The 5,679-nt window shown below is 70.3% G+C and carries 9 protein-coding genes; 7 read left to right on the forward strand and 2 right to left on the reverse strand.

Annotated features, from left to right (window positions below):
* Both IJH84_RS27665 and IJH84_RS27670 read left to right on the forward strand, forming a co-directional pair.
* Window positions 1-244, forward strand: a 244-nt coding sequence (locus tag IJH84_RS27665) for an isochorismatase family protein (RefSeq protein WP_295150817.1), incomplete at its 5' end; no start/stop codon positions are given.
* A 226-nt stretch (window positions 245-470) separates the two neighbouring features.
* Window positions 471-962 carry a DUF1992 domain-containing protein gene (locus tag IJH84_RS27670; protein WP_200072447.1) on the forward strand — a complete coding sequence of 164 codons (492 nt, stop codon included), beginning with the start codon at window positions 471-473 and terminating at the stop codon, window positions 960-962.
* Here IJH84_RS27670 and IJH84_RS27675 read toward each other — a convergent pair whose 3' ends face one another.
* Complete coding sequence (locus tag IJH84_RS27675; protein WP_295150819.1) at window positions 963-1,610, reverse strand: DUF899 domain-containing protein; 648 nt, start codon at window positions 1,608-1,610, stop codon at window positions 963-965.
* Window positions 1,611-1,740: 130 nt separating this feature from the next.
* On the opposite strand from IJH84_RS27675, the gene IJH84_RS27680 reads away from it, so the two are divergent.
* Window positions 1,741-2,085: a pyridoxamine 5'-phosphate oxidase family protein gene (locus IJH84_RS27680; protein ID WP_295150821.1), complete on the forward strand. Its 345-nt coding sequence runs from the start codon at window positions 1,741-1,743 to the stop codon at window positions 2,083-2,085.
* Between the two features lie 113 nt (window positions 2,086-2,198).
* Complete coding sequence (locus tag IJH84_RS27685; protein ID WP_295150823.1) at window positions 2,199-2,969, forward strand: exonuclease domain-containing protein; 771 nt, start codon at window positions 2,199-2,201, stop codon at window positions 2,967-2,969.
* 18 nt (window positions 2,970-2,987) lie between these two features.
* On the opposite strand, the gene IJH84_RS27690 is transcribed toward IJH84_RS27685, so the two are convergent.
* Window positions 2,988-3,626, reverse strand: coding sequence for an HD domain-containing protein (locus tag IJH84_RS27690; RefSeq protein ID WP_295150825.1), 639 nt, complete (start codon window positions 3,624-3,626; stop codon window positions 2,988-2,990).
* Between the two features lie 221 nt (window positions 3,627-3,847).
* Here IJH84_RS27690 and IJH84_RS27695 point away from each other — a divergent pair, with 221 nt between their 5' ends.
* The 3 genes from IJH84_RS27695 to IJH84_RS27705 all read left to right on the forward strand — a co-directional run.
* Entirely contained in the window at window positions 3,848-4,696 is an 849-nt protein-coding gene (locus IJH84_RS27695) for an oxidoreductase (protein ID WP_295150827.1), read from the forward strand.
* Window positions 4,696-5,310 (forward strand): TetR/AcrR family transcriptional regulator, encoded by a 615-nt coding sequence (locus IJH84_RS27700; RefSeq protein ID WP_295150829.1) that lies wholly within the window; start codon window positions 4,696-4,698, stop codon window positions 5,308-5,310. Before IJH84_RS27695 ends, IJH84_RS27700 begins: the two co-directional genes overlap by 1 nt.
* 138 nt (window positions 5,311-5,448) lie before the next feature.
* Window positions 5,449-5,679: biotin carboxylase N-terminal domain-containing protein (locus tag IJH84_RS27705; RefSeq protein ID WP_295150831.1), on the forward strand; the 231-nt coding region annotated here is incomplete at its 3' end.

The following is a 5,679-nucleotide window of genomic DNA, read 5'->3' on the forward strand; positions in this document are numbered from 1 at the left end:
CGTGCAGCTGCGCCGCCGCGGCGTCACCCAGATCGTGCTGGGCGGGATCGCCACCAGCATGGGCGTGGAATCCACCGCCCGCGCCGCGCACGAGCACGGCTACCACGTCACGCTGGCCACCGACGCCATGTCCGACTTCGCCGCGGATGCGCACGACAACAGCGTCGGGCGGATCTTCCCGAAGCTCGGCGAAACCGGCACCACCGCCGAGGTCGTCGAGCTGCTGGCAAGCACCCGCGGCTGAGCGGCCGGCAGGAAGCGTTGCGGAGCCGGTCGCTCAGGTGCTCACTGTCGAGCGGCCCCGCCGCTTGGCGAAACAGCACGGAGGCGCCGCCCGCGGGCCAAGCGCGGCCGGCTCGAAACGCGGCGCGCACCGGGTCCGCGGAACCAGGCGGGCGGCTATCCTCGGAGTGCCCGGGCCCGCGCCTTGCTCGCGACGGGCCGCACCGCCTCGCCCGGGGGAGCGTGCTGTGACCGAACGCAAACCGCTCGGCATGACCTTCGAGTCGTGGATCGACCGGCAGATCCGCGTCGCACACGAGCGCGGCGAGTTCGACGACCTCGACGGCGCGGGTGAACCGCTGCCCGGCGCGGGCAAACCGCTCGAGGAGCAGTGGTGGGTCAAGGGCTACATCGATCGCGAAGGGCTCTCCGGCGAGGCGCTGCTGCCGACGCCGCTGCAGCTGCGCAAGGAGATCGAACGGTTGCCGGAGACCGTGCAGGAGCTGCCCACCGAACAGGCCGTGCGCGAGACGGTCAGCGACCTCAACCGGCGCATCGTGGAGTGGCTGCGCAGCCCGTCCGGGCCGCGGGTGCCGCTGAGCACGGTCCGCGTCGACGACGTCGTCGAGCGCTGGCGCGGCGAGCGCAGCACCCCACCGCCCCCGGCCACCGAGCCCGCTCCCGCGCGCCCGATGAGCCGGTGGCGCCGATTCACCCGCCTGTTGAGCGGAAAGCGCTGATCACTCGTATTCGTCGTGCAGCCGCCACCACTCGTACGGCGGCGGCTGCGGCGTCCCCTCCGGGGCGTCCTCCCAGGTCTCCTGCCTGCCCAGCGGGGTCAGATCCAGCAACGTCCAGGTGCTGCCGAGCGCCTCCACCCCGCGGCCGCTGGTGAAGTAGGTGCGGAAGATCCGCTCGCCCTCGCGCAGGAACACGTTGAGCCCGAACCCGTCGGCGACGTCGAAATCGGCTTCGAAGTCGCTGCCGGCGGCCGAATACCACGGCAGCTCCCAGCCCATCCGCGTCCGGAACCGCTCGATCTCGTCGAACGGTGCGGCCGAGACCAGCACCAGCGAGGTGTCCCGGGCGTGCAGGTGCGCGAGGTGGCCGATGTTGTCGGCGAACATCGAGCAGCCCGAGCACGGGTCAGGATCGCCCGGTTGCAGCATGTGCCGGTAGACGATCAGCTGCCGCCGCCCGTCGAACAGCTCCGGCAGCCCCACGATGCCCGCCGGGCCGCGCAGCCGGTACTGCTTGGTCACCTCGAGCATCGGCATCCGGCGGCGCCGGGCGGCCAGCGCGTCCCGGGCGCGGGTGGCGGCCTTCTCCTCGGTCAGCAGCCGTTCGTGCGCGGCGCGCCACTGGTCGGCGGCAACGATCTGTCTCATCGTGTTCTCCTCCCTGCAGGCCCACGGGAAGGACCGCGGTCGCGGGCGAAACTCATCGCGGGCGCCTCGGTGCGCGATCGCCGCCTCGTATCGCATTGGAGGGGGACCGAAGACTCGTGATAATCGAGCCATGGGAAAAAGCTACGAGCGAATAGACGGTAAAGTTCGTACTTTCATCGAGGCCCAGCACATCTTCTTCACCGCGACTGCGCCCCTGGACGGCAACGGCACCGTCAACATCTCTCCGAAAGGTTTGAGCGGCTCGTTCGCCGTGCTCGACGAACGCACCATCGCCTACCTCGATTTCCCGTTCATGACCTATGACCAGGACCGCACGCTGCACTCGTCGCGCTTCGCGCGCGACGACGACGAGTCACTCGACACCTACTTCCAGAAGAAGGAGCACATCGCAACCAGCATCGACGGTCTGCCGGGATTGCCGCTGCCATTGCCACCGCTTCCGCGCACCGAATAGCGCTGCGCCACCGGGGGATTCGCGCCCGAACCAGGCCCCCGGCACTGCACCGAGTGGGCTGATCCCGGCCGGTCGCGCACCACTTCGACGGTCGTGATCGATACCGTGCGCGGATGATCGCTCCTGCGCCGTCGTGGGCCGACGGGCCGCTGCTGGCCTACGACCTGGAAACCACCGGCACCGACATCGCCAACGACCGGATCGTGACCGCCACCGTCGTGACGATCACGCCCGGCCGGAAGCCGGTGTCGCGCGACTGGCTGGCCGATCCCGGCGTCGAGATCCCGCCCGCGGCGACCGAGGTGCACGGCATCAGCACCGAACACGCCCGCGACAAGGGGATTCCGGCCGAGCAGGTGGTCGCCGAGATCGCCGAACACCTCGACGAGGTGTGGTCGGCGGGCACGCCGCTGTGCGCGTTCAACGCCTCGTTCGACCTGTCGCTGCTGGCGGCCGAGCTGTTCCGGCACCACGGCCGCGAGTTCGCCCTGCCCGGCCCGGTGGTCGACCCGATGTGCCTGGACAAGCACCTCGACCGGTACCGCAAGGGCAAGCGCACGCTGGCGGCGTTGTGCGAGCACTACCAGGTACGGCTGGAGCAGGCGCACGACTCGGCCGGGGACGCGCTCGGGGCCGCGCGGTTGGCGTGGCGGCTGGCCAAGAGCTACCCGGAGCGCATCGGCACGCTGGCCCCGGACGTGCTGCACGAGCAGCAGATCGGCTGGTACCGCGACCAGCAGCAGGACTTCGCCGGCTACCTGGAGCGGCTGGCCGGACGCGCCACCGACGCCGCCGAGGCCGAGCAGTTGCGCACCCGCGCGGCCGGGATCCGCGCCGAGGCCGACGTCTGGCCGCTGCGAGTCAGCGTGGGCGCCCTGCGCTGAGCCGGATGATCGCCGCGGTCACTCCGGCCAGTCGGAGCCTTTGATGACTTCGACGAAATCACCGCGCTCGAACCCGGGCAGGCAATGCTCGAGCACGTCGGCCTTGACGTTGCCGAAGGTCGTGTCCGGGCGGTCCTTGATGCCTTCGGTGAACGCGGCCAGGATGCGGTTTTTGAAGTCCGGGCGCGGGTGAGCCGCCACGACGGCTTCGCGTTGCTGCTCGGAGACCGCGTGGTAGCCCACGCCCAGCACGTCCAGTTCCACGCCTTGGGTCACCAGCGCGATCTCGGCGGCCATGTGCAGTGGTATCTCCGGTGTGGTGTGCAGGGCGATGCCGGTCCAGACCCGGTCGGCCCGCTCGTCGGCGATGCCGTGCGCCCGCAGGAAACGGTGCGCCTGGTCGGCGCCGTCGATCTCGAAGCGCTGGTCGGTGCGCCGGAACCGCTCGGTCAGCCCGAGGTCGTGGAACATCGCCCCGACGTAGAGCAGCTCCGGGTCGTAGCCCAGGCCCTGCTGCTCGCCGCGCAGCGATCCCCACAGGAACACGCGCCGGGAGTGGTCGAACAGCAGCGGCGCAGCGGACTCGCGCACCAGCTCGGTCGCTTCCCGCGCCAAGTCGCTGTCCGGGATCTGCACGCCCGCGATCGTTTCGCCCATCGCGCCACCTCGTCTGCGTCGTGTCCGCGTCGGCAGGCCGCCGACCTGCACCACCACTGTTCCCACCCCGACGCGGGCGGCAACCACGCGGCTCCGGAGAACCGGCCGCAGCAGCCCGTGCCGACCACCATAATCTGCATGGCGACGATAAAAATCGACACGGTGTAGAGTTTGCGGTGAGGGAGCGGTCCGGTTCCTTCCGACTCATCCGTGGAGAAGTGATGCAGAAGCAGAAGTGGCTCATCACCGGCGTGAGCACCGGCCTGGGGCGCGCGTTCGCCGAGGCCGCCTTGGCCGCCGGTCACATCGTCGTCGGAACGGTCCGCTCCGAGCAGGACCTGCAGGCTTTCGAAGGGCTCGAACCCGGGTGCGCGCACGGCCGGATCCTGGACGTGACCGACGGCGACGCCGTCTCGAGCCTGGTCGCGGAGGTGGAGCAGAGCGTCGGCCCGTTGGATGTCGTCGTCGCCAATGCCGGCTACGGCCTGGAGGGCGTTTTCGAGGAAACCCCACTGGCCGAGGTGCGGCGGCAGTTCGAGGTCAACGTCTTCGGGGCGGTTGCGACCCTGCAGGCGGCACTGCCCCACATGCGCCGGCGACGCCGTGGACACCTGATGGCCGTCACCTCCATGGGCGGGCTCATGGCAGTGCCCGGCATGTCCGCTTACTGCGGCAGCAAGTTCGCCCTGGAAGGCATCCTCGAGGCACTGGGCAAGGAGATCGCGCAGTTCGGGATCCAGGTGACGGCGATCGAGCCCGGCTCGTTCCGCACCGACTGGGCCGGACGGTCCATGACACGCGCCGCGCAGTCCGTCGACGACTACGACGAGCTGTTCACCCCCATCCGGCAAGCGCGGCGGAAGGCGAGCGGGAAGCAGCTGGGCAACCCGGCCAAAGCCGGGGACGCCGTCGTGCACATCGCCTCGGTCGAGCAGCCGCCGGCCCACCTGGTCCTGGGCTCGGACGCGCTGCGGCTGGTCGCCGACGCGCGCACGGCCGTGGATGAGGACATCCGCGCATGGGAGACGCTCTCCCGTACGACCGACTTCGCCGAGGGCGCTGCGCTCTGATGCCCGGCCAGCACCCCGCGCGGAGTCGGCGCAGCACCGAACGCAAGGGCGATGTCCGGGAGCGGGCCATTCTGGACACCTGCGAAGCTCTGCTGGCGCAAAAGGGCTACGACGCCATGACCGTCGGCGATATCGCCCAGGGCGCCGGCATCACACGCGGCGCCCTGTACTTCTACTTCGGCTCCAAGCCAGAAGTGGTCACGGCACTCGTGGCCCGGACCGTTGCGCACCTGTGGGAGCGGTCCCGGGCCACCGCCGAAGCCGACGACCCGCGCCAGGCCATCGCAGCGGCCATGCAGCGCACCGTCGAGCTGTGGAACGAGCACGGCCTGGTCATGCGCACGGCGATCGACCTGTCGTTGACCGTGCCGGAGATCGGCGAGCTGTGGAGCCACACGGCAGACTTGTTCATCACGGCCATCACCGCCGCACTGGAACGGGCCGGCGTCCAGGCCGGCAGCGAACCCGAACAAGCCTCAGCGATGGCGCGCGCCCTGTGCTGGATGATCGAGCGGACCTTTTACCACGCCTCGCAGGAATCCCGCGAGGAACTGCAAAAGGCATCCGCGACCTGCGAACACATTTGGCTGACCTGCGCCGGCCTGATCAGCTGAGGCGGCTGCCGCGGACGATTTGGCATGGAACCGAACCCCGTGGGGCACTGCGGCGCGGCTGTTGACCTTGCGGGGCGCGGATCATAACGTCGCGCGCATACCGACCAGTCGGTCTCACAGGGTGGTGGGAAGGTGTCGATGGACAGGTTGCTGGTCGCCAATCGCGGTGAGGTCGCCGTGCGCGTGCTGCGCGCCGCCGACGAGGCGGGGCTCGACACGGTCGCCGTGCACGCCGCCGACGATGCCGATGCGTTGCACGTGCGCATGGCAGCCCGCTCGGTGCCGCTGCCGGGAAGCGGCCCGGCCGGGTACCTCGACGCCGCGGCGGTGCTCGAGGCGGCGCGGCGCACCGGCTGCGACGCGGTGCAC

It is taken from the genome of Saccharopolyspora sp. (assembly GCF_017434145.1).
Classification (GTDB): Bacteria; Actinomycetota; Actinomycetes; order Mycobacteriales; family Pseudonocardiaceae; genus Saccharopolyspora_C; species Saccharopolyspora_C galaxeae.

Excerpts from the sequence above, each read along its gene's own strand:
- IJH84_RS27690 (WP_295150825.1), bottom strand. The coding sequence starts at position 3,626 with ATGGGCGAAACGATCGCGGGCGTGCAGATCCCGGACAGCGACTTGGCG.
- IJH84_RS27700 (WP_295150829.1), top strand. The coding sequence starts at position 4,696 with ATGCCCGGCCAGCACCCCGCGCGGAGTCGGCGCAGCACCGAACGCAAG.
- IJH84_RS27680 (WP_295150821.1), top strand. The coding sequence starts at position 1,741 with ATGGGAAAAAGCTACGAGCGAATAGACGGTAAAGTTCGTACTTTCATC.
- IJH84_RS27685 (WP_295150823.1), top strand. The coding sequence starts at position 2,199 with ATGATCGCTCCTGCGCCGTCGTGGGCCGACGGGCCGCTGCTGGCCTAC.
- IJH84_RS27675 (WP_295150819.1), bottom strand. The coding sequence starts at position 1,610 with ATGAGACAGATCGTTGCCGCCGACCAGTGGCGCGCCGCGCACGAACGG.
- IJH84_RS27695 (WP_295150827.1), top strand. The coding sequence starts at position 3,848 with ATGCAGAAGCAGAAGTGGCTCATCACCGGCGTGAGCACCGGCCTGGGG.